Origin of the sequence: Achromobacter sp. JD-1, assembly GCF_038594925.1 — a bacterium.
In the GTDB taxonomy this organism is placed as follows: Bacteria; Pseudomonadota; Gammaproteobacteria; order Burkholderiales; family Burkholderiaceae_B; genus Achromobacter; species Achromobacter spanius_C.
In genome coordinates, this window is sequence record NZ_JBCGCS010000009.1 from 97,953 (window position 1) to 117,922 (window position 19,970).

Consider the following 19,970-nt stretch of genomic DNA (forward strand, 5'->3'; position numbering starts at 1 on the left):
CCATCATGAGCAGCGTCACTGTAGACCACGTGTCGCCGGGCCACGGCCACGGTCACGATGACCACCACCACGCCATCCCCTCCGGTTGGCGCCGCTGGCTTTTCGCCACGAACCATAAAGACATCGGGACGATGTATCTCATCTTCTCGTTTGCCATGTTGCTGGAAGGCGGCACGCTTGCCTTGCTGCTGCGTACCGAATTGTTCGAGCCGGGCCTGCAATTCTTCCGCCCCGAACTGTTCAACCAGTTCACCACCATGCACGGCATCATCATGGTGTTCGGCGCCATCATGCCGGCCTTCGTGGGCTTTGCGAACTGGATGATCCCGATGCAGATCGGCGCATCCGACATGGCGTTCGCGCGCATGAACAACTTCAGCTTCTGGCTGCTGCCGGTGGCCGCCATCATGCTGACGGCATCGTTCTTCGTGCCGGGCGGCGCCACCGCCGCGGGCTGGACGCTGTATGCGCCGCTGTCCTTGCAGATGGGTCCGGGCATGGACCTGGGCATTTTCGCGATGCACTTGATGGGCGCGTCCTCGATCATGGGCGCAATCAACATCATCGTGACCATCCTGAACATGCGCGCGCCCGGCCTCACGCTGATGAAGATGCCGCTGTTCTGCTGGACCTGGCTGATCACCGCCTTCCTGCTGCTGGCCGTGATGCCGGTGCTGGCCGCCGCCATCACCATGGTGCTGACCGACCGCCACTTCGGCACGGGCTTCTTCAACGCCGCCGCCGGCGGTGACCCGGTGCTGTACCAGCACGTGTTCTGGTTCTTCGGGCACCCCGAGGTCTACATCATGATCTTGCCGGCGTTCGGTATCGTGTCGGCCATCGTGCCCGCGTTCGCCCGCAAGAAACTGTTCGGCTACGCCTCGATGGTGTACGCCACCGCGTCGATTGCCGTGCTGTCGTTCATCGTGTGGGCGCACCACATGTTCACGACGGGCATGCCGGTAACCGGCCAGCTTTACTTCATGTACGCCACCATGCTCATCTCCATCCCGACCGGGGTGAAGGTGTTCAACTGGGTCGCCACCATGTGGCGTGGCTCGATGACGTTCGAAACGCCGATGCTGTTCTCGATCGGCTTCATCTTCGTGTTCACCATGGGCGGCTTCACCGGCCTGATCCTGTCGGTGGCGCCCATCGACATCCAGGTGCACGATACCTATTACGTGGTGGCGCACTTCCACTACGTGCTGGTGGCGGGTTCCCTGTTCGCGCTGTTCGCGGGCGCCTACTACTGGGTGCCGAAGTGGACGGGCCGCATGTACAGCGAAAAGCTGGGCAAGCTGCACTTCTGGTCCACGCTGATTTCGTTCAACGTCACCTTCTTCCCGATGCACTTCCTGGGGCTGGCCGGCATGCCGCGCCGCTACGCCGACTACGCCGCGCAGTTCACGACGTTCCACCAGATGGCCACCATTGGCGCGTTCTGGTTCGGCTTGTCGCAGCTGATCTTCCTGTGGGCGATCGTGCGCTGCTACATGGGCAAGGGCGAACCGGCGGCCGCCAAGCCGTGGGAAGGCGCCGAAGGGCTGGAATGGACGGTGCCTTCGCCCGCGCCGTTCCACACCTTCGAAACCCCGCCCGAAGTCAAATAAACCGTCTTCCACGTTTCAGGTAGCACAGCAATGACACCCGAGCAGCGCCGCCGTAACAAGATTGCAGGATGGGTCCTCGTGGCCTTTGTCATTGCCGTGTTCGGCTGGACCGTGTTTCGCGGTTCAGCCCTGCTGACCGGCAACGCGGTCAGCTAGGCGCAGGCCATGAGCGACGATCTGCACGAAACCTCCCGGCGCAAGCTGAGTTTCCTTCAGACCATGAAGGCGGTGGCTTGGGGGTTCTTTGGTGTGCGCAAGGGGTCTGGCCACCAGGAAGACATCGCCAAGCTGAACCCGGTGCACGTGATTGTGGCGGGGCTGCTGGCGGCGGCAATCTTCGTAACTGTGCTGGTTTTAATTGTGCGTTGGGCCGTTTCCAGCCTGACTTGAATCACTTAATTCTATAAATCTGTACCAGGGAGAAAGCCATGAGTGCAAGCCACTCGGTTCAAGGTAAAGAGGCACCGTACTACTTTGTGCCCGCCGACTCGGGTCATCCCGTACGCACGGCGGTGGCGCTGCTGTTCATGGGGCTGGGCGCCGCGGCCTGGATCAACGGGGTCGACTGGGCCAAGTGGTCTGTCCTGGCGGGGTTCATCGGCTTGATCGTGGTGCTGTATTACTGGTTTGGCGACGCCATCCAGGAATCCGAAGCCGGCCTGAACAGCAAGCGCATCGACGGGTCTTACCGTTGGGGCATGAGCTGGTTCATTTTCTCGGAAGTGATGTTCTTCGCGGCTTTCTTTGGCGCGCTTTGGTACACGCGCACCATCACCACGCCGTGGCTGGGCGACATCGATCACCGCCTGATGCTATGGCCCGATTTCAAGGCCGCGTGGCCCAACTTCGGACCGGCCGGCGTGGTCGAGGAATTCCAGACGGTCGGCCCGTTCTGGCTGCCCACGATCAACACCGCGCTGCTGCTTTCCTCGGGCGTCACGCTGACCATCGCCCACCATGCGCTGCGCGAAAACCATCGCGGCAAGACGATGTTCTGGTTGGCCGCCACGGTCATCCTGGGTTTCATCTTCGTGGCCTGTCAGGCCGCGGAATACCACCACGCCTATACCGAACTGAACCTGAAATTCAACTCGGGCGCGTACGGTTCGCTGTTCTACATGCTGACCGGGTTTCACGGGTTCCACGTGATCCTGGGCGCCACGATGCTGACGGTGATCCTGATACGCCTGATGCGGGGCCACTTTACCGCCGACCATCACTTTGGATTTGAAGGCGCGGCCTGGTATTGGCACTTTGTGGACGTGGTGTGGCTGGGGCTGTATTTGTTTGTGTATTGGTTCTGATGTTGGGTGATGGGTTACGCGCGCTTGATGCCGGGATTCTTACGGTGAATCCGGCGCGCTACACCCATCCTACGTGGCGAGGTTGCAGCAGCCGGACATCGTAGGATGGGTGAAGCGCGGGAACTCCTGCGCAAGAACCCTGTCGATAATCGCGCGCAACCCATCAAGCAGCGGTGAAGCGGTGCAAGCCCTCCAACGGAAGGCTGCGGTGTGGCAAAGCTTGTTGATTGGGTGGCGTTGCGTGATGGGTTACGCGCGTTGGGTGTTGGGGTTCTTGCGGTGAATCCAGCGCGCTTCACCCATCCTACGTTGCCATAGCCATAGCCATACCCATCACCGCAGGCCCGTGCTTTCGATCCAGCCCATGTGATGGGCGAACAGCACGAACAGGAACAGGGCGACCGACAGCCCGATGCGCACCGTCAGCGCATTGACGGTGCGGTTGGTGGATCCTTTGTCCCGCATCAGATAGACCAGGGCGGATGCCAGACTGGCCAGAATTCCGATGAAGGCCAGTACGACGAAAACGCGCATGGTGGTCTCCGGACAAAACAGAGTTAGCAACGATACATGGCCCGACCGCATTCAACACGCTACACGGTAACCGCCCTACTTCTGCTTGGCATCGCCGTGGTGATTCTGGTGTCGCTTGGGCAGTGGCAGTTGCGTCGCAGCGATGAGCGACGCGCCATTCTGGCCGCTATCGAAGCGGGCCGCAAGCAAGCGCCGGTGTTGTTGACACCCGCCACCCCTTCTGACGATTTGACGCCCTGGCGTGTGGCTCAGGCCACGGGCGTGTGGCAACCGCAATTCAGTGTACTGCTGGACAACCGCAACCACGAAGGGCGGCCCGGCTACTGGCTGGCCACGCCGCTGCTGCTGGATGGGTCTTCGCGTCAGGCCGTACTGGTGCTGCGCGGCTGGCTGCCTCGGGCCATGCCCGGCCGGGGCGAACCCGCGTTGCCGGCCACGCCGCAAGGCCCGCAGACCGTCACCGGCGAAATGGCCGAACGTGTGCCGCGCCTGTTTGAATTGTGGTCGCTTGGTGGGCAGGATCAATCGGCCCTGCCCGCCACGCTGCCGGTCGCGGACGGCAAGGTGCCGCAGGTTCAAAACTTGCCGCTGGACGCTTATGCGCGTGCGACGGGGCTGAACCTGCTGCCCGTCGTGTTGGCGCAGAGCGGTCAGAGCAGCGCGAACGCTCAGAGCAGTTCGAACGCTCAGAGCAGCCCGAACAGCCCGAACAGCCAGACCAGCCAGACCACTCAGCTCAGCCAGGCCGACGGCGATGGTCTGGTGCGTGACTGGCCCCAGCCGTCCGTGGATTTTGAAAAGAATACGTCTTACGCGGTCCAGTGGTTCGCGTTCGGCTTGATTGCCGCCATCGCATGGCTGGTGGTGCTGGGGGGCGCCATCAAGCGCATGCGCCAGCGCGCGGGACAGGGCGCAAGGCCCTGAGCGCGCGCATCAATGAATGACTCTTCCAGGATATAACGTGGCTCGCGACATCTCATCCCACACACCCGCACGCAAGCGTTCGTTGATGCCCATGCTGCTGGTGTTCCTGTGTTCGCTGGCGCCCATCGTGGCCGCCTTCGTGGTGTACATGAACCCGCAATGGTGGCCGGACGAGTCCAGCAATTACGGCACGCTGGTGTCGCCGCAGCGCCCCATGCCCGCCGCCAACGAACTGAAACTGACGACCTTGGACGGCAAGCCGTTCGACCTGCAAAGCTTGAAGGGCAAGTGGCTGCTGGTGGCGGCCGATGGCGCGGAATGCCCGGAAAGCTGCGCTCGCAAGCTCTACATTACGCGCAACACCCACGCCAGCCAGGGCAAGAACGTGGATCGCCTGGCCCGCGTCTGGTTCATTACCGACGACGCGCCGGTGCCGCAGAAGGTGTTGGATGCCTATCAGGGCACCGTCATGCTGCGCGTGAACCCGGACCAGCTTGCGCACTACCTGCTGGCCCGCGATACCGCCGCCGGGCAGCCGGGCTTGCAGGACCCGATCTGGGTGATCGACCCGCTGGGCAACCTGATGATGCAGTACCCTGCCCAGGCGGATGGCGTGAAGGTGCGCAAGGACATCAGCAAGCTGGTCTATAACTCGCGCATTGGTTAAGCATTCTTTGCCCGCCACCGGCACCCTATGGGGTGCGCGGCTCGGGGGTACTTACAGTTGGTTGATATGGAACGCATCAAAGCGCGTTATCGCAAGCTCGTTTTCTTCACCTGGTTCCTGACGCTGGACCTGATCATGTTTGGCGCCTTCGTGCGCCTGACGGACTCCGGCCTGGGTTGCCCGGATTGGCCCGGCTGCTACGGCAGCGTCACGCCCTTGGGCGCGCAGGGCGACATCCATCAGGCGTCGCAGGCCATGCCCTTCGGACCCGTCACGATGTCCAAGGCCTGGATCGAAATGATCCATCGCTACGTCGGCACCATCCTGGGCATGCTCATCATTGGCATCGTCTACATGGCATGGCGCTATCGCCGCGAACTGGGCCGCTCGCCCGCGCTGGCCGTGACGACGCTGGTCGCCGTGTGCGTGCAAGGCGCCTTCGGCGCGTGGACCGTCACGCACAAGCTCATGCCCGCCGTGGTGACGGCCCACCTGGTGTTCGGGCTGTCGGTACTGGCGCTGATGACGTGGCTATCGGCCCGCGAACGTCCGCACCTGGCCATTGCAGCAACCGCTGCGCGTTGGAAGCCCTGGGTAGCGGTGGGCTTTGGCCTGCTGCTGGTGCAGGTGACGCTAGGCGGCTGGGTCAGCACCAACTACGCCGCGCTGGCCTGCATGGACTTTCCCATGTGCCACGGCCAGTGGGTGCCCGACATGGACTTCCACGGCGGCTATTCGGTGATTCGTGGCCTGGGTGAATTGCCATCGGGCGAAATGATCTCGCAGCCCGCGCTGACCGCCATCCACTGGGTGCATCGCAATTTCGCGTTCGTCGTGTTCCTGTACCTGGGCACGCTGGCCTGGCGGTTGCGGGCCGAACCGGGCCTGCGCGGCCCCGCCACGCTGATGCTGGCCTTGCTGGTCGCGCAATTGTTCACCGGCCTGACGACCATCTTCTTTCAGTGGCCGCTCTTGATTGCGGTGTTGCACAATGGGGGCGCCGCCGGCCTGACCTTGGCCGCCGTGGTGCTGATGGTGCGTTTATCCACGGCGGGAAGCGTGCCGACCGGGGGCTATGGCCCCAATTCGGTGCGCGTTTAAAATAGGGTCCACTATGACCAGTCTTGCCGCTCCTCAACCCGGATTGCTCCGCCAATACCTCGTACTCACCAAGCCGCGCGTCACGCAGTTGGCGGTGTTTTGCGCGGTCATCGGTATGTTTCTCGCTGTACCGGGCGTACCCGATATGCGCCGCGTGCTGTTTGGCACCATCGGCATCTGGCTGCTGGCCGCAGCCGCCTTCGCCATCAACTGCCTGATCGAACAGGAAGTGGATGCGCGCATGCTGCGCACGGCGCGGCGCGCCACCGCCCGGGGCACCATTTCCGCGTTCCAGGTGCTGAGCCTGTCGGGCCTGTTGGGCGGCGCGGGCATGTTCGTGCTGTACACGCTGGTGAACCCGCTGACCATGTGGCTGACCTTCGCCACGTTTGTGGGTTACGCCGTCATCTATACCGTCATCCTCAAGCCGCGCACGCCGCAGAACATCGTGATTGGCGGCTTGTCGGGCGCCATGCCGCCGGCGCTGGGCTGGGCCGCCGTGGCGGATTCCGTGCCTGCCGAGGCCTGGGTGCTGGTGCTGATCATCTTCATCTGGACCCCGCCGCACTTCTGGGCGCTGGCGCTGTACCGCAACCATGACTACGCCAAGGCCGGCCTGCCCATGCTGCCGGTCACGCATGGCAACCAATTCACGCGCTTGCACATCCTGCTCTACAGCGTGGCGCTGGTGGCCACGACCCTGTTGCCCTACGCCATCCGCATGAGCGGCGCGCTGTATCTGTTGTCGGCATTGGTGCTGGGCGGCATGTTCGTGTCCTACGCCTGGCGCCTGTACCGCGTCTATAGCGACGAACTGGCGCGCAGCATGTTCCGCTTTTCCATTCTCTACCTGGCGCTGCTGTTCGGCGCCCTGCTGGTGGACCACTGGGTCGGCCTGCTGCGCTGACCCCTGGAGATTGTTTGATGTCTTTGTTTTCCGCGAGCCGCCGGCAGGGTCTGCGCTTTGCCGCCGCTGCCGCCATCACTGTCCTTAGCGCCACCCTTGCCGCCTGCGGCGACAGCGCGCCCAAGTTCAAGGGCAGCGACATCAGCGGCACCCAGTTGGGCCGTGGCCTGGAGCTGACCGACACCAATGGCAAGACCCGCCAGTTGTCCGACTTTGTCGGCAAGGTTGTCGTGGTGTTCTTTGGTTTCACGCAATGCCCGGACGTGTGTCCCACGTCCCTGGCTGAACTGACCGAAGTCATGAAGAAGCTGGGTCCGGACGCCGACCGTGTACAGGTCTTGTTGATCACCGTGGACCCCGAGCGCGATACGCAGGAAGTGTTGAAGCAGTATGTGACGGCATTCGACCCGCGCTTTCTGGGCCTGACCGGCACGCCGGACCAGATCAAGAAGGCTGCCGCGTCATTCAAGGCGTATTACGCCAAGGCGCCCACCAAGGACGGCAACTACACGATGGACCACACCGCCGCGTTCTACCTGCTGGATGGCAAGGGCGAATCGCGCGTGCTGGCCAACAACACGCTGGGTGTGGACGCGCTCACGCACGACATCCAGGCGCTGCTTAAAGACTAGCGGGCTAGTGCGTAAGAAGGATCAGCGGGTTTGCGAACCCGCCGCAGCCCAGCCGGCCAACGCCGCCTGGGCTTTTTCATTCAGCTCGGCCACGGCAATGTCGTGCCGGTGCGTGATGATCATCAGGGCATAGGGCGTGGCCAGCGCCGCGGCTTCAGGGCACAGGCGCGACTCGTCGCCAACGGACGGCGAGACGTTGCGCCAGTAATTGATGGCCTGTTCGAGCTGGGGCAGGGAAATGGAATCCATGCGCGTATTGTCCACGAATGGGCATGGCTGTCCACCGACGTGCCCGGCGCCTGCAACCCCTGCAAAGAAGCGTCACCATCGCAACATGCCGAAACCGCGTGCGGGTGCTATACCGATGCCGGTTAGTTACGATGGAGCATCGTCATGAATACATCCACCCGAATCCAGCACTCGCGCAGCGGCTTGCACCCCTTGGTTGCGGCTGCCGCCATCGCCGTCATTGTCATGTGCGCCGTGGGCGTGGCCGCGGTGATGGGCTGGTTGCCGTCGCCGTCGGCCAATCCGCATGCCGACACCCCGGTGGCGGAAGCTGGCCCTGAAGACGCCAATCTGGCGCCTGCGCCTGCGCCTGCACAAGCACAAGCGCAGCCGTCCGCGCCGCAGGCGCAGCAAGCCCGCCCGGCCTCGGCGCCGCGAGCATCCGCTCCGGCACCCGCCAAGCAGGCATGCCAAAGCTGCGGGGTAGTGGAAACCATCCGGCAGGTGCAGGTGCCCGTGAAGGACAACAGTGACCACCTGGTCGGCACCATCGGTGGCGGCGTGGTCGGCGGCGTCGTGGGTAATCAATTTGGCGGAGGCAGCGGCAAGACGGCGCTGACCGTGCTGGGCGCGGTGGGCGGTGCTTTGGCAGGCCGTGAAGTTGAGCGTAATATCAGACAGCAACAAACGGTGACGCACTATGAGCTGACGGTCCGCATGAGCGACGGCAGTGCGCGCCAGTTCCGCAGCGCGCAGCCGTTCGCCTTTGCTTCGGGCGATCACGTGCGCGTGGAAAACAACCAGCTGCTGCCGGGCTAACCCGCGCGGCCGGCGGCAATCAGTCCATGGGGAGACCTGGCATGAGCGACCAATTCACGAACCCGTTTGTCCTTCCCGGCATGGGACAGAATTCCGACCTGTCGGGCAACCCCTTGCTGGCCAGCATGGAAATGATGCGCCAGGCATGGGCCGGCCTGACCGGCCCGGGTGGCCTGGCCAGCAGCCTGCCGATGGCGCCTCCCATGAATCTTGAAGACCTGGACCGCCGTATCGCCGAGTTGCGTTCGGTGGAAAACTGGCTGCGCATGAACCTGTCCATGCTGTCGTCCACCATCCAGGGCATGGAAGTGCAGCGTTCCACCATCAGCACCCTGCGTGCGTTTGTGGACAGCGCGGCCAGCATGGACATGAACGCCGTGCGCGACAGCGGCGCGGCGTCGCCGCTGGAAGTGGTGCTAGGGCTGAAACCCGCGCCGACATCCGCTGCCAAACCGGCAGCACCGGACAGCGCACGCGACACCAAGCCGCAAGGTCCTTCCGCTGGCGCGGCGTCGGAATCGGATGCCGCTAACGCATCGGCCGCATCGGCCGCCGAATCGGCCGGCCCTGGCATGACCGAGCAAATGGGCGCCGCCGCGCAGTCGGCGTCGAAGGCGTGGTGGGACCTGCTGCAGCAGCAGTTCAACCAGATTGCAGCCGCCACCGCCGCGTCCATGCCGACCAACCCCGCCGAGTCGGGCGCGTCCGCCACGCCCAAATCCAAGGATTCCAAACCGGCCGCCAAGACCGAAGCCAAGGCTTCCAAGCCCGCCGCCCGCAAGCCCGCGGCCAAGTCCACTTCGAAGACGGCAGCCAAGTCCGCGCCTCGGGCGTCCAAGAACAACGGGCCTGCCGACGGCAAGCCCTGAACTCCTTTCAATCGACCCGCATCGGCCGCAAGGCCGTTTGCGCCGTCTCTCAACCTATCAGAACTTATGCTTAATGTAGTGATCCTCGCCGCCGGACTGGGCAAACGCATGCAGTCCGACCTTCCCAAAGTCTTGCACACGCTGGCCGGCAAACCCATGCTGGCACATGTGCTGGACAGCGCGCGCCAGTTGAAGCCCGCGCGCATCATCGTTGTGGTGGGCCACGGCGCGGATCGCGTCAAACAGGCTTTTGAAGGCCAGGCGGATCTGCACTTCGTGTTGCAGCAGCCGCAACAAGGCACGGGCCACGCGGTGCAGCAAGCCGTGCCGGTGCTGCTGGAAGGCGATGGCAAGGACGACGTTACGCTGGTGCTGTACGGCGACGTGCCGCTGGTACAGCCCGACACGCTGCAACGCCTGCTGGAAGCGCGAGGCCAGGGCGCCGCCGTGCTGACCGAAGTGCTGGACGATTCCACCGGCTATGGCCGCATCGTGCGCGATGACAAGGGCAACGTGTGCCGCATCGTCGAACACAAAGATGCGTCGGAAGCCGAACACGCCATCAAGGAAGTGAACACCGGCATTCTGACTGCGCCAACGGCCAAGCTGAAAGATTGGCTGAGCCGTATCGACAACAAGAACGCGCAAGGCGAGTATTACCTGACCGACGTGGTCGGCCTGGCCGTGGTCGACAAGGTGCCGGTGGGCGCGGCGCAACCCGGCGCGGGTTGGGAGACGCTGGGCGTGAACAGCCGAGTGCAGCAAGCCGAGCTGGAACGCCGCTTTCAGGGCGAGCAGGCCCGTCGCCAACTTGAAGCCGGCGTGACGCTGGCCGACCCTGCCCGCTTTGATGTGCGCGGCACGCTCACTTGCGGGCGCGACGTATTCATTGACGTGGGCTGCGTGTTCGAAGGCAAGGTCACGCTGGCTGACGGCGTGCGCGTGGGCCCGCACTGCGTGCTGCGCGACGTGACCGTGGGCGCGGGCACGCAGATCGAGGCATTCAGCCATTTGCAGCAAGCAGAAGTGGGCCAGGATGCGCGCGTGGGCCCGTATGCCCGCCTGCGTCCGGGCGCTGAATTGGGCGACCGCAGCCACGTCGGCAACTTCGTCGAAATAAAGAAGAGCGTGCTGGGCGCCGACAGCAAGGCCAACCACCTGGCCTACATCGGCGATGCCGACATTGGCCAGCGCGTGAACGTGGGCGCGGGCACCATCACCTGCAACTACGACGGCGTGAACAAGCACCGCACCGTCATCGAAGACGACGCCTTCATCGGTTCGGATACGCAGTTGGTGGCGCCGGTGCGCGTGGGCCGGGGCGCAACCCTGGGCGCGGGCACCACCCTGACCCGCGACGCGCCGGCCGACAAGCTGACGGTGTCGCGCGCCAAGCAGATCACCGTTGAGGGTTGGCAGCGTCCCGCGAAGAAGTCGTGATGGCGGAGAACGACGCCGGCAAGGCCGCCCTGCCTGACGGCCTGCCCGCGCCGCGCCGTTACTGGGCGGCTGCCACGGTCATGACAGGCATCAGCCTGTCGGTGCTGGACACCACCATCGCCAACGTGGCGCTGCCCACGATTTCCGTGGACCTCAACGCCTCGCCCGCCCAGGCGGTGTGGATCGTCAACGCCTACAACCTGGCGGTGGTGATGACGCTGCTGCCCTTGTCGGCGCTGGCCGAGCGCATCGGCTTTCGCCGCATGTTCACCTTCGGCCTGATCCTGTTCACGCTGGCGTCGCTGGGCTGTGCGCTGGCCGGCACCTTGTGGCAGTTGACCGCCGCGCGCGTTTTCCAGGGCGTGGGCGCCGCCACGCTGATGTGCATGTTCGGCGGCCTGGTGCGCAATATCTATCCGCTGCACATGCTGGGCCGGGGCATCAGCATCAACGCCACCACGGTGGCCGTGATGTCGGTGCTGGGGCCCACCATCGGCTCCGCCATTCTGTCGGTGGCGCCGTGGCCCTGGATCTTCGCCGTCAACCTGCCCATCTGCGTGCTGGCCATGTTCGGCCTGCGCCATCTGCCCGAAGTGCCGCGCAACGATGTGAAGCTGGACTGGGTCAGCGTGCTGCTCTGCATGGCGACGCTGGGCGTGTTCATTTCCGGCGTCGACATGATGGGCCAGGACCTGCTGCGTGGTATCGGCCTGGTGGCCATTGCGTCGGTGGCGGGCTGGGTGCTGGTGCGCCGCGCCAGCAAGCAGCCGGCGCCCTTGGTGCCGGTGGACCTGCTGCGCATCCGCCCGCTGGCGTTCGCGGTGGGCGCGTCCGCCTGTACCTTCGCCGCGCAGATGGCGTCGTATGTGGCCCTGCCGTTCTACTTCCAGCAGGTGCTGGGCCGGCCGTACCTGGAAGTGGGCTTGCTGATGGGCGCCTGGCCCGTGGGCACGGCGCTTATCGCCCCGCTGGCTGGCCGCCTGTCCGACCGCTATTCCGCCGCCACCCTAAGCGGCGTGGGGGCGGCAACCATGGTGGCCGGCATGCTCTGGCTGACCCTGCTGCCGGCCTCGGTGTCGAATTGGCCCATCGTGGCCGGCATGTTCGTGGCGGGCGTGGGCTTTGGCTTCTTCCAGACGCCGAATAACCGCGCCATGCTATCGGCCGCGCCCCGCGCGCGTAGCGGGGCGGCGGGCGGCCTGCAAGCCACCACCCGCGTGTTCGGGCAAAGCTTCGGCACCGCGCTGGTGGCCATCGCGTTCAGCATCAGCCTGGCGCACGGGCCGGGACTGGCGCTGGTGCTGGGCACGATATGCGCGGCCTTGGCGGTGGTGGTGAATACCGTCCGGTTCAACAAATTACGCGTCTAGGGGCCGCAGCGCCCCTGGCCCCCGGCCGCTTCTATAATGGCGGCCGGCGCCTGGTTCCTTTTGCCAGGCGCGCAAAATTCCCTATTTTGAAGGCGTGCAGGCATGAAAATCACGGTCGTGGGTACCGGTTACGTGGGGTTGGTGTCGGGAGCGTGTCTGGCCGACATGGGCAACGACGTCATGTGTCTGGACGTGGACGCCGCAAAGATTGCCCTGTTGCGCCAAGGCGGCATCCCGATCTATGAGCCCGGCCTGGAAGACCTGGTCCGCCGCAACGTGCAGGCGGGCCGCCTGCATTTCACGGACGACGTGGCGCAAAGCGTGGCCTTTGGCGACGTGCAATTCATTGCCGTGGGCACGCCGCCCGGCGAAGACGGGTCCGCCGATTTGAAGTACGTGCTGGCCGCCGCGCAGAACATCGCGCGCCACATGACGTCCCGCAAACTGATCGTGGACAAGTCCACCGTGCCGGTCGGTACCGCCGACAAGGTGCGCGGCGTGGTGCAGAAGGAATTGGCCGCGCGCGGCGTGGACATCCCGTTCAGCGTGGCGTCCAACCCCGAATTCCTGAAGGAAGGCGCGGCCATCAATGACTTCATGAGCCCGGACCGCGTTGTCGTCGGCGCCGACGACGACTACACCGTCGGCGTGATGCGCCGTATCTACGAACCGTTCCAGCGCACCCACGACCGTCTGATGGTGATGGACGTGCGCTCGGCCGAGCTGACCAAGTACGCCGCCAATGCGATGCTGGCCACGCGCATCTCGTTCATGAATGAAATGGCGAACCTGGCTGAAGCGCTTGGGGCCGACATCGAACAGGTGCGCCGTGGCATCGGCGCGGACCCGCGCATCGGCTACCACTTCCTGTACCCGGGCGCGGGTTACGGCGGCTCGTGCTTTCCCAAGGACGTGCAGGCGCTGGTGAACACCGCCGCCGAAAATTCGCTGCCCATGCGCGTCATCGAAGCGGCCGAGGCTGCCAACCACGCTCAGAAATTCCGCTTGTCCGAAAAGCTTGTCGCGCGCTACGGCAACGATTTGCGCGGCCGCAAGATTGCGCTGTGGGGCCTGTCGTTCAAGCCGAACACCGACGACATGCGTGAAGCCCCCAGCCTGACGGTCATTGCCGAACTGACGCGCCGTGGCGCCGACGTGCGCGCCTACGACCCCGTGGCCATGCACGAGGCGGCCCGCGTGCTGGTCGGCCAGCCCGGCATCAGCTTCGCCACCGACATGTATGACGCGCTGGACGGCGCCGACGCGCTGTTGATCGCCACCGAATGGAAGGTCTTCCGCGCGCCCGACTTCGACCGCGTGAAGGCCCTGCTGAAAACCCCCGTCATCATCGATGGCCGCAACCTGTACACGCCGGCCGACGTACGCGCCCTGGGCTTCGAGTATTCCGGCATCGGACGCGCATGAAGATCCTGCAACTGAACTTCGAGAAGGGCTGGCGCGGCGGCGAACGGCAGACGCTGTATTGCATGCGCGCCTTCCGCAAAGCGGGCCACGACGTCGAGGTGATGTGCCGGGAAGGCGCGCCGCTGGCCGAGCGCGCGCGCCAGGAAGGGTTTGTTGCCCACACCTGCCGCAACGTGCCGGGGCAATTGGCTTTTTTGGCGGGGGCGGGCCGCTACGACATCATCCACGCGCAAACGGCCAACACCATCACCTGGGCCGTGCTGACCAAATGGCTGCATCGCCGGCCGGTGGTGTTCTCGCGCCGCACCTCGTTTGTAGTGAAGCCTGGCGACGAATGGAAGACCGGTTTCAAGTGGCGCCATGCCAACCTGTTCGTGGCCATCAGCGAGATGGCGGCCGGTGAACCGCGCCGCCTGGGCATTGAACCCGTCATCATCCGCAGCGCGGTGGAGCCCCACACCATCGACGTTGAAAACGTCGCCAAGCTGGTGCAGGAATTCGACCTGGCCGGCAAGAAGGTCATGGCCACGTCTGCCGCGTTGATTCGCGACAAAGATCCCGTGACGCTGGTACGCGCCGTGGGCGAACTGGCCAAGACGCGGCGCGATTTCATCTTCCTGCACTTCGGCGCGGCCGGTGACCGCGAGCAGCAAGCCAAGGACGAAGCGCGCCGCCTGGGTATCGAAGACGTCTACCGCTTCGCGGGCTTTCGCAAAGGCGTCGAAGACTTCTACAGCATCCTTGACGTATTTGTGATGAGTTCAGAAGAAGAAGCGCTGGGCAGCAGCGTGCTGGACGCTTTCTTGCAGCATGTGCCCGTGGTCTCCACCGACGCAGGCGGCCTGAAGGAAAGCTTGGCCGATGGCCGAGGCGTGCTGGTGGCCGTGGGCGACCATCAAGCCATGGCAGCCGGCATGGCCCGCTGCCTGGACGACGCGGCATTCCGTAAAGACGTCACCGAACGCGCGTATGAATACGTGAAGAACGAACACGACGTGCAGAAGATGGGGAACCGGTATCTGGCGCAGTTCGAGCGGTTGTTGGGGCGGGCTTAGGCAAGGGCGCGGTCTTTTAGCGCCTGTGGGTTAAGCCGACGGAGGGAGTCTGGGTGGGTGTTCCAGCTGAGACCATTGCGTCAAACGCGCCTTGGCCCATTGCGTAGCCCAGTCAAAATCCGGCAAATGATGCGTACGAATCCGCTCCCAAGCCAGACGCTGCGATTGCCGCTGCGCCATGTGCGACAGCGCGGTATCTATCCCTTCCAGCTTGGCGTTTAGCAACGTCGCCAGCGCTTTTTCAGGGACGGCGCCCGCTGGCCCTTCTGTTTGAAGGATCACCCAATCGAACAAGTCGCGTGCGGTAAGCGCCCATCCACGGAAGAATAGTTTCTTGGCTAGGACTTCCGCGGGAGACTCCATCGGAAAGCTCGTTTCGTCGGCAGGCGGATTCCACGTGTTTGTCGAGGCGGGAAGCAGGGGGGCGGCGACGACAAAGTCGATTTCGCCTTCGGCAAAACGCAATTTCACGTGCGCGTTGTCTTCGTTGTATCCGGCAAGCTCGCTTTCAAACATATCGTTCAGGCGTGGCGAAATGTAGGGAAGCCAAGCGGGCGAATCAACGAAAAGATCGACGTCGTCGCTGATTCGATGGTCTAGCGCCAGCATCAGGCGTGTGCCGCCGCCCAATACGGGCTTAAACGATTCGCCCCCATGATGGCGGGCGTCGTCAACGAGCCTTTGCGCACGCGCTTCAAGTGTTCTCCACGGGCCGGCCTCGCGATGCTTTTGGATATCGGCAAGCGTGGTCTTGGTCACAGGACCCCCTCGAGCGCTTGCTCCCATTGTTCTACCCGGGGTAGTCCGAATTGCTCGCGAGCCCGTTGATAGAGTGCGTGCGCCTCTTCTAGCCGGACGCCAGCTTCAAAGCTGGCCCTGCCAATAAATTCGGGTTCGAGTTCAATGAACATGTTGGCCAGGAGTTCTTGTACAAGTTCGTCGCCCGAGGCCGAGGAGAGATCGCCGCCGCGCAATGCGGCAGCAACGTCGCGGGGTTCCACCACGCGCCCGTATGGGGCGTTGAGGTGAGTCGCGATCATCTCAAGGTACTTGGTGGAATGCGTATACACGGAATGCTCCTGTGCGGGGCGTTTTGGCGCCTGTCGCCGAGTCGTTTCGTATTATCCACTGGCCAGGCGCCCTTTGTGCCATTCTCAATTCACCCCCGCACATCAATCCTGGTTTCGAACTTGGCGCGGTGTACTGAAAAGAACGTGCGCACGTTGCGCACGTTGGCCTGGGCGGTGAACGCGCGGTGCACCAGCGCGTGGTAGGCGGGCATGTCTTTTACCTGGGCGATCACCACGAAATCCGGTCCTGGCGACACGCGGTAGCACTGCAGCACCGCCGGTTCGGTCAGCATGCTTTGTTCGAACGCATCCAGGCTCTCGGCCGCTTGCACGTCCAGCGTGATCTCGACGATCGCCGTCAAGGTGCTGCCCAGTTTTTCAGCGGCAAGTATCGCGACCTGCCTTTCGATGACCCCTTCGTCCACCAGGCGCCGAACGCGGCGCAGGCAGGTGGGGGGCGACGCATGCACGCGTGCCGCCAGATCCTGGTTGGTCAGCGAGTTGTCGGCTTGCAGCTGCTCGAGGATGCGCAGATCCAAATCGTCCAGTTCAGGCGGGGAAATCGACGTGTTGTGCATGATTAATTCAAAAATGACGATTTGAAGAAAGATTATTTAATCACAAATCTGTAAGTGAATTAACTTTCAAATTCGTCAACATTAAGAAATCATATTTCTTTCCGCCTCGCGCACAATGCGTCGGTACACGAACTTAAGCGGAGTCTTCCTATGTGCGGCATTGTTGGCGCCGTCGCCCAGCGCGACATCACCCCTATCCTGGTTGAAGGTCTGAAGCGGCTGGAATATCGCGGCTACGACTCTTGCGGCGTCGCCGTGTACGCCGACGGCAATCTGCGCCGTACGCGCAGCACGCAGCGCGTGGCCGAGTTGGCGGACCAGGTGGCCCAGGACAAGGTCCAGGGTTTCACGGGCATCGCCCACACGCGTTGGGCCACCCACGGCGTGCCCGCCACGCACAACGCCCACCCGCATTTTTCGCACCTGGGCAACGACGAACCGCGCATCGCGCTGGTGCACAACGGCATCATCGAAAACCACGACGAACTGCGCGCTGAGCTGCAGGCCGTGGGTTACGTCTTTGAAAGCCAGACCGACACCGAAGTCATCGCGCACCTGGTGAACCACCTGTACGCGGGCGACCTGTTCGAAGCGGTGCAGAACGCCGTGCGCCGCCTGCATGGCGCGTACGCCATTGCCGTGTTCTGCCGCGACGAGCCGCATCGCGTGGTGGGCGCGCGCCAAGGTTCGCCGCTGGTGGTGGGCGTGGGTCAGAACGAGAACTTCCTGGCGTCCGACGCGCTGGCGCTGGCCGGCACGACCGATCAGATCATCTACCTGGAAGACGGCGACGTCGTCGACCTGCAGCTCTCGCGCGTGTGGATCGTGGACGCCAACGGCAAGAACGTGGACCGTGAAGTGCACACCGTGCACGTGCACACGGGTGCCGCCGAACTCGGCCCGTATCGCCACTACATGCAAAAGGAAATCTTCGAGCAGCCGCGCGCCGTTGGTGACACGCTGCAAGACATCGAATCGATTTCGCCCGAGCTGTTCGGCGACGAGGCCTACAAGATCTTCAAGGACATCGATTCGCTGTTGATCCTGGCCTGCGGCACGAGCTACTACGCCGGCCTGACCGCCAAGTACTGGATTGAATCGCTTGCGAAGATTCCGGTGGCCGTTGAAATCGCCAGCGAATACCGCTACCGCGACAGCGTGCCCAACCCGCGTTCGCTGGTCGTCACGATCTCGCAGTCCGGCGAAACCGCCGACACGCTGGCGGCGCTGAAGCACGCGCGTTCGCTGGGCATGGACAAGACGCTGACCATCTGCAACGTGTCCACCAGCGCCATGGTGCGCGAGTGCAAGCTGTCGTACATCACGCGCGCCGGCGTTGAAATCGGCGTGGCGTCGACCAAGGCTTTCACCACGCAGTTGACCGCGCTGTTCCTGCTGACGCTGGCGTTGGCGCAAGTGCGCGGCCACCTCAACGACGAGCAGGAAGCCGAGCACCTGAAGGCGCTGCGCCACCTGCCCGTGGCCATTGGTTCGGTGCTGGCGCTGGAGCCACAGATCATGGCCTGGGCCGACCGCTTCGCGTCCAAGGAAAACGCCCTGTTCCTGGGCCGTGGCATGCACTACCCGATCGCGCTGGAAGGCGCGCTGAAGCTGAAGGAAATCAGCTACATCCACGCCGAAGCCTACCCGGCCGGCGAACTCAAGCACGGCCCGCTGGCGCTGGTGACGGAACACATGCCCGTCGTGACCATCGCGCCCAAGGACGAGCTGCTGGAAAAGCTGAAGTCCAACATGCAGGAAGTGCGCGCGCGCGGCGGCGAGCTTTATGTGTTCGCCGATGCCGACAGCAAGATCCAAAGCGCCGAAGGCATGCACGTGATCCGCATGCCGGAAAACTACGGCAAGCTGTCGCCGATTCTGCACACGATCCCGCTGCAACTGCTGTCGTATCACACGGCCTGCGCCCGGGGTACGGATGTGGACAAGCCGCGGAATCTGGCGAAGAGCGTGACGGTGGAGTGAGGGAAAGGGGGCTAACGCCTGACTGACGCTAAGCAACGTAAAATGTCAGGCTTCCAGCCTCTACCTGCTTCTCTTATGAATCTTGAACGACTACGTCGCGAATTTCCCGACTTCGACATAACCACCCTGCCGCCCCTTCCCGAAGGGTATTTCGACACGTCGAGCTATATCGATGCGGCTCCTTCATTCGAGAACAAGGAGCGCGGTTTGAAGGTGTATGTCGACTACGCCAACTATGCCGACCGCGAATCGGGCAGGAGCCAGCGCTTCTGTGTTTCGCGCTACGACGAGGAAGCTGGCGACTTCGAGGACGTCGCCCTGTCGACTAACGATTGGGCCGAAGTCACGCGCTTCCTGACCGCCTGAACGGCCTCGTCAGGGGCGATCGGTTTCCGTCCCGATCGTCGATGATTGATCCCGCGCTCCGCGCAGCGGCAAGGTCGGCTAGCGGTCCGCCAGCGCCCACGCCGCTGCGGACTCAATCGATGGTCGCGCCGGACTGCGCCACGATCGGCGCCCATTTTTCGCGCGCGCTACGGATCTGCTGGCCGAACTCGGATGGCGTGGACGTCAAGGGCGTTGCGCCGATATTCAGGATCTTCGCTGTCGTGGCCGGCTCCTGCGAGATTTCGGTGATCGTCTTGGACAGGATCGCAAGCGTCTGCGTGGGCAGGCCTTTGGGCGCCGCCACGCCGAACCACACCTCGACGTCATAACCTGGCACGCCGGCCTCGGCCATGGTCGGCACGTCGGGCAGCAAAGGCGAGCGCCTGGCGCTGGTTACGGCCAGGGCGCGCAGGCCGCCGGCCTTCACCTGCGGCAAGGAACCCGGCAGGTTGTCGAACATCAACTGGATCTGGTTGGCCAGCAGATCAACCATCGCCGGGCCGCTGCCCTTGTAGGGGACGTGCGTGAACGACGTGCCGGTCATTGCCTGGAACAGTTCACCCGAAAGATGGTTGGTTGTGCCGTTGCCGGCCGAGCCCATGTTCAGGCTTGCGGGCTTGCCCTTGGCATAGGCCACCAGTTCCTCCACGCTCTTGGTCTGGACCTTGGGATTGACGACCAGGATGTTGGGTACGCTGGCGAACAGCGCGATGGGGGTGAAGTCCTTGTCCGGGTCGAATGGCAGCCGCTTGTAGAGGGAAGGGTTGATGCCCAAGGTGCCTTCGGTGGCGAACAGCAGCGTGTACCCATCGGCGGGCGCCTTGGCAACGAGGTCCGTGCCGATGTTGCCGCCGGCGCCGGGTCGATTGTCCGCCACGACTTGCTGGCCAAGTTTCTCCGAAAGGCGCGCGGCCAACACCCGGCCCAGGTTGTCGGTGCTGCCTCCCACGGCGAATGGGATGATCAGGCGAATCGGCTTCGTCGGGTAGTTATCCGCGGCCGCGATGGATGAAAATGCCAGCGCCGAGGCGGCGGCAAGCGTGTTGGCAAGCTTCATGAGGGAA

At 63.8% G+C, this 19,970-nt stretch carries 23 protein-coding genes; 17 read left to right on the plus strand and 6 right to left on the minus strand.

Annotation, left to right across the window (positions count from 1 at the left end):
* The first annotated feature begins 5 nt into the window (after nucleotides 1-5).
* From ctaD to WBR68_RS15890, 4 genes are read left to right on the plus strand one after another with little or no spacing between them, the layout of a single operon-like run.
* On the plus strand, nucleotides 6-1,613 hold the full coding sequence (ctaD, locus tag WBR68_RS15875) for a cytochrome c oxidase subunit I (RefSeq protein WP_050448185.1): 1,608 nt from the start codon (nucleotides 6-8) through the stop codon (nucleotides 1,611-1,613).
* Between the two features lie 30 nt (nucleotides 1,614-1,643).
* Nucleotides 1,644-1,769 carry a cytochrome oxidase small assembly protein gene (locus WBR68_RS15880; protein WP_230694699.1) on the plus strand — a complete coding sequence of 42 codons (126 nt, stop codon included), beginning with the start codon at nucleotides 1,644-1,646 and terminating at the stop codon, nucleotides 1,767-1,769.
* Nucleotides 1,770-1,778: 9 nt separating this feature from the next.
* The gene (locus WBR68_RS15885) at nucleotides 1,779-2,003 is read left to right on the plus strand and encodes a DUF2970 domain-containing protein (protein ID WP_050448184.1); all 225 of its coding nucleotides are present in this window, start codon (nucleotides 1,779-1,781) and stop codon (nucleotides 2,001-2,003) included.
* A gap of 38 nt (nucleotides 2,004-2,041) precedes the next feature.
* The gene (locus WBR68_RS15890; protein WP_050448183.1) at nucleotides 2,042-2,917 is read left to right on the plus strand and encodes a cytochrome c oxidase subunit 3; all 876 of its coding nucleotides are present in this window, start codon (nucleotides 2,042-2,044) and stop codon (nucleotides 2,915-2,917) included.
* 333 nt (nucleotides 2,918-3,250) lie between these two features.
* On the opposite strand, the gene WBR68_RS15895 is transcribed toward WBR68_RS15890, so the two are convergent.
* The gene (locus tag WBR68_RS15895; RefSeq protein WP_006392373.1) at nucleotides 3,251-3,451 is read right to left on the minus strand and encodes a twin transmembrane helix small protein; all 201 of its coding nucleotides are present in this window, start codon (nucleotides 3,449-3,451) and stop codon (nucleotides 3,251-3,253) included.
* 36 nt (nucleotides 3,452-3,487) lie between these two features.
* On the opposite strand from WBR68_RS15895, the gene WBR68_RS15900 reads away from it, so the two are divergent.
* From WBR68_RS15900 to WBR68_RS15920, 5 genes are all read left to right on the plus strand, one after another.
* Nucleotides 3,488-4,375: an SURF1 family protein gene (locus tag WBR68_RS15900; protein ID WP_230694700.1), complete on the plus strand. Its 888-nt coding sequence runs from the start codon at nucleotides 3,488-3,490 to the stop codon at nucleotides 4,373-4,375.
* 85 nt (nucleotides 4,376-4,460) lie between these two features.
* Complete coding sequence (locus WBR68_RS15905; protein WP_050448194.1) at nucleotides 4,461-5,042, plus strand: SCO family protein; 582 nt, start codon at nucleotides 4,461-4,463, stop codon at nucleotides 5,040-5,042.
* A gap of 66 nt (nucleotides 5,043-5,108) precedes the next feature.
* Nucleotides 5,109-6,143: a COX15/CtaA family protein gene (locus WBR68_RS15910; protein ID WP_127183157.1), complete on the plus strand. Its 1,035-nt coding sequence runs from the start codon at nucleotides 5,109-5,111 to the stop codon at nucleotides 6,141-6,143.
* 13 nt (nucleotides 6,144-6,156) lie between these two features.
* Nucleotides 6,157-7,050, plus strand: a complete 894-nt coding sequence (gene cyoE / locus WBR68_RS15915; protein ID WP_230694701.1) for a heme o synthase — start codon at nucleotides 6,157-6,159, stop codon at nucleotides 7,048-7,050.
* Between the two features lie 17 nt (nucleotides 7,051-7,067).
* A complete protein-coding gene (locus WBR68_RS15920) occupies nucleotides 7,068-7,682 on the plus strand; it encodes an SCO family protein (RefSeq protein ID WP_230694702.1) in 615 nt (204 codons plus the stop codon).
* A gap of 21 nt (nucleotides 7,683-7,703) precedes the next feature.
* On the opposite strand, the gene WBR68_RS15925 is transcribed toward WBR68_RS15920, so the two are convergent.
* Nucleotides 7,704-7,931: a DUF3717 domain-containing protein gene (locus WBR68_RS15925; RefSeq protein ID WP_050448178.1), complete on the minus strand. Its 228-nt coding sequence runs from the start codon at nucleotides 7,929-7,931 to the stop codon at nucleotides 7,704-7,706.
* A 144-nt stretch (nucleotides 7,932-8,075) separates the two neighbouring features.
* On the opposite strand from WBR68_RS15925, the gene WBR68_RS15930 reads away from it, so the two are divergent.
* From WBR68_RS15930 to WBR68_RS15955, 6 genes are all read left to right on the plus strand, one after another.
* On the plus strand, nucleotides 8,076-8,729 hold the full coding sequence (locus WBR68_RS15930) for a glycine zipper 2TM domain-containing protein (protein WP_230694703.1): 654 nt from the start codon (nucleotides 8,076-8,078) through the stop codon (nucleotides 8,727-8,729).
* A gap of 41 nt (nucleotides 8,730-8,770) precedes the next feature.
* A complete protein-coding gene (locus WBR68_RS15935; RefSeq protein WP_230694704.1) occupies nucleotides 8,771-9,598 on the plus strand; it encodes a PhaM family polyhydroxyalkanoate granule multifunctional regulatory protein in 828 nt (275 codons plus the stop codon).
* Nucleotides 9,599-9,664: 66 nt separating this feature from the next.
* The gene (gene glmU, locus WBR68_RS15940) at nucleotides 9,665-11,038 is read left to right on the plus strand and encodes a bifunctional UDP-N-acetylglucosamine diphosphorylase/glucosamine-1-phosphate N-acetyltransferase GlmU (protein WP_230694705.1); all 1,374 of its coding nucleotides are present in this window, start codon (nucleotides 9,665-9,667) and stop codon (nucleotides 11,036-11,038) included.
* Nucleotides 11,038-12,408, plus strand: coding sequence for an MFS transporter (locus WBR68_RS15945; protein WP_050448174.1), 1,371 nt, complete (start codon nucleotides 11,038-11,040; stop codon nucleotides 12,406-12,408). The genes glmU and WBR68_RS15945 overlap by 1 nt, the downstream gene beginning before the upstream one ends.
* Before the next feature lie 102 nt (nucleotides 12,409-12,510).
* Nucleotides 12,511-13,833: a UDP-glucose dehydrogenase family protein gene (locus WBR68_RS15950; protein ID WP_050448173.1), complete on the plus strand. Its 1,323-nt coding sequence runs from the start codon at nucleotides 12,511-12,513 to the stop codon at nucleotides 13,831-13,833.
* On the plus strand, nucleotides 13,830-14,888 hold the full coding sequence (locus WBR68_RS15955) for a glycosyltransferase family 4 protein (RefSeq protein WP_230694706.1): 1,059 nt from the start codon (nucleotides 13,830-13,832) through the stop codon (nucleotides 14,886-14,888). The genes WBR68_RS15950 and WBR68_RS15955 overlap by 4 nt, the downstream gene beginning before the upstream one ends.
* 30 nt (nucleotides 14,889-14,918) lie before the next feature.
* Here the strand turns inward: WBR68_RS15955 and WBR68_RS15960 are convergent, their stop codons facing one another.
* The 3 genes from WBR68_RS15960 to WBR68_RS15970 all read right to left on the minus strand — a co-directional run bounded on the left by WBR68_RS15960 (nucleotide 14,919) and on the right by WBR68_RS15970 (nucleotide 16,536).
* Entirely contained in the window at nucleotides 14,919-15,647 is a 729-nt protein-coding gene (locus WBR68_RS15960) for a nucleotidyl transferase AbiEii/AbiGii toxin family protein (protein WP_230694707.1), read from the minus strand.
* Nucleotides 15,644-15,958 (minus strand): hypothetical protein, encoded by a 315-nt coding sequence (locus tag WBR68_RS15965; RefSeq protein WP_050448170.1) that lies wholly within the window; start codon nucleotides 15,956-15,958, stop codon nucleotides 15,644-15,646. Before WBR68_RS15965 ends, WBR68_RS15960 begins: the two co-directional genes overlap by 4 nt.
* A gap of 89 nt (nucleotides 15,959-16,047) precedes the next feature.
* Nucleotides 16,048-16,536: an Lrp/AsnC family transcriptional regulator gene (locus WBR68_RS15970; protein ID WP_050448169.1), complete on the minus strand. Its 489-nt coding sequence runs from the start codon at nucleotides 16,534-16,536 to the stop codon at nucleotides 16,048-16,050.
* Between the two features lie 150 nt (nucleotides 16,537-16,686).
* Between WBR68_RS15970 and glmS the strand changes: the two genes are divergently transcribed.
* Both glmS and WBR68_RS15980 read left to right on the plus strand, forming a co-directional pair.
* Nucleotides 16,687-18,519, plus strand: a complete 1,833-nt coding sequence (gene glmS / locus WBR68_RS15975; protein WP_050448168.1) for a glutamine--fructose-6-phosphate transaminase (isomerizing) — start codon at nucleotides 16,687-16,689, stop codon at nucleotides 18,517-18,519.
* Nucleotides 18,520-18,594: 75 nt separating this feature from the next.
* On the plus strand, nucleotides 18,595-18,885 hold the full coding sequence (locus WBR68_RS15980) for a hypothetical protein (protein ID WP_050448157.1): 291 nt from the start codon (nucleotides 18,595-18,597) through the stop codon (nucleotides 18,883-18,885).
* A 112-nt stretch (nucleotides 18,886-18,997) separates the two neighbouring features.
* On the opposite strand, the gene WBR68_RS15985 is transcribed toward WBR68_RS15980, so the two are convergent.
* Nucleotides 18,998-19,963 (minus strand): Bug family tripartite tricarboxylate transporter substrate binding protein, encoded by a 966-nt coding sequence (locus WBR68_RS15985; RefSeq protein ID WP_230694708.1) that lies wholly within the window; start codon nucleotides 19,961-19,963, stop codon nucleotides 18,998-19,000.
* Between the last annotated feature and the right edge of the window lie 7 nt (nucleotides 19,964-19,970).